The sequence below is a fragment of the Streptomyces sp. SID10853 genome (assembly GCF_010548145.1).
Taxonomy (GTDB): Bacteria; Actinomycetota; Actinomycetes; order Streptomycetales; family Streptomycetaceae; genus Streptomyces.
On the sequence record NZ_JAAGLN010000429.1, the window covers coordinates 1 to 2,710 of the forward strand.

Annotated in this window: 3 protein-coding genes; 1 reads left to right on the forward strand and 2 read right to left on the reverse strand. The window is 73.4% G+C overall.

Annotation, left to right across the window (positions count from 1 at the left end):
* Together G3I19_RS35915 and G3I19_RS35920 are read right to left on the reverse strand one after the other, a co-directional pair.
* A partial coding sequence (locus tag G3I19_RS35915; protein ID WP_164267869.1) for a PadR family transcriptional regulator occupies positions 1-1,049 on the reverse strand: 1,049 nt, incomplete at its 3' end.
* A gap of 1 nt (position 1,050) precedes the next feature.
* On the reverse strand, positions 1,051-1,902 hold the full coding sequence (locus tag G3I19_RS35920) for a DUF4097 family beta strand repeat-containing protein (RefSeq protein ID WP_164267870.1): 852 nt from the start codon (positions 1,900-1,902) through the stop codon (positions 1,051-1,053).
* A 160-nt stretch (positions 1,903-2,062) separates the two neighbouring features.
* Here G3I19_RS35920 and G3I19_RS35925 point away from each other — a divergent pair.
* Positions 2,063-2,710 (forward strand): hypothetical protein (locus G3I19_RS35925; protein ID WP_164267871.1); only part of this gene is annotated, 648 nt, incomplete at its 3' end.

Consider the following 2,710-nt stretch of genomic DNA (forward strand, 5'->3'; position numbering starts at 1 on the left):
AGGCCGACGGGCGCCGCCTGGTCCGTACCGGCGGCGTCGGCGCCCGTGCCGGCGCCGGTGCCTGCCTCCGCGCCGGAACGCGTGCCGGTGCCCGCGCCGTTGCCCGCACCCCACTCCGTACCGGGACCCCCGTCCGTACGGGAACCTGATCCCGTACCGGAACCGGCGTCCGTACCCGGGCCCCCGTCCGTACGGGAACCTGAGCCCGTACCGGAACCCGGGCCCGTACCGGAACCGGCTCCCGGCTCCGTCGGCCGGCCGAAGCGGCCCAGCTCCCGGGTGAATTCGGCGAGCCCCTCGCGTACCCCGGCAGGCCAGTCGCCGCGTGCGAAGTGGTCCTGGACCTGCTCAGCGACCCGCTGCAGCTGCTCCCGTGCGTAGTCCTGCGCCTCCCGGGCCTGGCGGCGGGCCTGCTGGGCGTCCTCGCGGGCGCGGCGCGACTCGTCCTTCGCCCGGCGTGCCTGCTCCTTCCACTCCTGCTTGGCGCGCTTGAAGTCCGCCTTGGCCTGGCGCCAGCCCTCCTTGTCGGTCCAGTTCCCCTCGAAGAAGTCGGAGGCTTCCGGGAATCCGGGGAACGCCTTCCCCGCACTGGCACCGGCACCGGGACCGGCTCCGGCCCCCGCCGTCCGGTCGCTGCCGCCCGCCGGGCCGGCCGTCGCCCCGCGGGCCTCCCTCGCCGCCTGGCGGATCTCGCGCCGCAGATCGTTCGCCGAGCCGCTGACGTCGGCCCGGATCTCCGCGGCGAGTTCGGAGACCGACTCGCGGATCTCCATCTCCAGGTCGGCCAGTTCGCCGCTGCGGCCCGCCAGTTCGGCGCGGCCGGCCTCGGTGATCGAGTACACCTTCCGGCCGCCCTCCGACGCGTGGGTGACAAGACCCTCGGCCTCCAGCTTCGCGAGGCGCGGATAGACGGTGCCCGCGCTCGGCGCGTACAGCCCCTGGAAGCGCTCCTCCAGGAGCCTGATCACCTCGTAGCCGTGGCGCGGGGCCTCGTCCAGCAGCTTCAGGAGGTAGAGCCGCAGTCGGCCGTGGGCGAAAACGGGGGCCATGTCAGAGCACCTTCTCGGCGATGTCGTCCTGTGCGGGCCTGCGCAGCAGGGCGATGGCCCCGCTCACGGTGGTCGCCCGGAGGCTGCCCGTGCCCGCGCCGAGGGTACCGGTGATCTTCTTGGCACCCCACTGGCCGCTGACCCGCAGATCCTCGAAGGCGTTCGACACGGCCCCGCTCGTGGTGTTCGCGCTGACCTGCGCGTCCGTCGGCTGGGCCAGCCGGATGGCGACCTCGCCCGAGACGGTGGTCAGGGCGATATCGGTCGGCTCGCCCGCCGCGTCGAGGTCGACGACCATGTCGCCGCTGACCGATTCCGCCCGTACGGACGAGCCGGTGCCCTCGATCACGGTGAGGTCCCCCGAGACCGAGTGGAAGCGCAGATTTCCGCTGACGGCCTGGGCCTCGACGTTCCCCGACACGGTCTCGGCGAGCACCGTGCCGGAGAGGCCCACCAGGGCCGTGTCACCGGTGACCCCGCGGACCTCCGTACGCCCCCGGACCCCGGAGACGACCGCGCCCGCGCCCACCACGCCGACCTCGACCCGCGCCGATGCGGGCACCGCGACCGAGACGACGGCCCTGCGGTGCCAGCCCCTGCGGTCGAGCCACTTCAGGAAACCCTTCCAGGGCAGGTCCTCGTAGGCCACCGTCAGCGTGCCGTCCCGCAGTGTCACCACCAGCGGAGGCCCCTCGATCTCGGAGACCTCCAGCCGGGCACCGCCCTGCTCGGTCAGCACGGCGTCGTCGGTGCCGACGACATTGACCGTGCCGTTCACGACGCGCACGTTCAGTGCCGTCACCGGTTCGTCGAAGGAGAGCTTCTGCGGCTCCGCCACTGACCTCTCGGACATGGGACTGACCTCCATGGGTCGGCTGATGGGTCGCGGGCCGAGTCGGCCGGCCGGTGGACCGTGACGCAACATATCGCGTCTTCTGAAGAACACGATATATCGCGGTTGGGTGAAGTCAAGCGCGCGGGTGGAACATCAGGATTTGTCCTAGCGTGGTGCCATGTCAGAGAACGCGACAGGTGCCCTGCTGCTCTGCCGGGCGGACCCGGCCGCCGTGCGAACCCGGGCCCAGGCGCTGGGGGAGCAGCTGCTCATCGCCCCGGCGGGCGCGGAGTGGAGTGTGCTGGTCCCCGAGGAGAAGCCCTGGCTGCACGGGGACGAGCCGGTCGACCGGGTGGCCGGCGGCTGGGTCACCACGCTCGCGGTCTCGTCCGACTGGCCGGTGCTCGCCCTCTGGTGGGACTGCGACAGGTCGGGGCTCACGCTGGCCTCCGGCTTCCGGCGGCCGGTCGGCTATGTGTGGCGCGCGGACGGCACTCCGGTCGGCGAGGACGGGGCGATGCGCACGTTCGGCGCACGGCTGCGGCTCGATCCCGTACTGGATCTCCAGGCGCTGACCGAGCTCACCCTCCCGGACCCGCTCGCCGACTCACGCTCCCGGCTGACCGGCCTCACCGCGGTCCTGGAGCGGGCCGGCCTCGCCCTGCCCACCGGCCTCACCCCCGGCGACCCCGCCGACCGGCTGCGCGAGGTGGCCAGGATCCACCCGGCCGCCGGGCGGATCGAGCCCACGGGCCTGCGGCAGGCCGTACGGGAGGAGCTGGCCGCATTCGAGGACGGCGCGCTCGGCCCCTGGCTGCGCGGCCCA

What these genes read in the sequence shown, in the direction of transcription:
- G3I19_RS35920 (WP_164267870.1), bottom strand. Translation starts at nt 1,902, where the DNA reads ATGTCCGAGAGGTCAGTGGCGGAGCCGCAGAAGCTCTCCTTCGACGAA.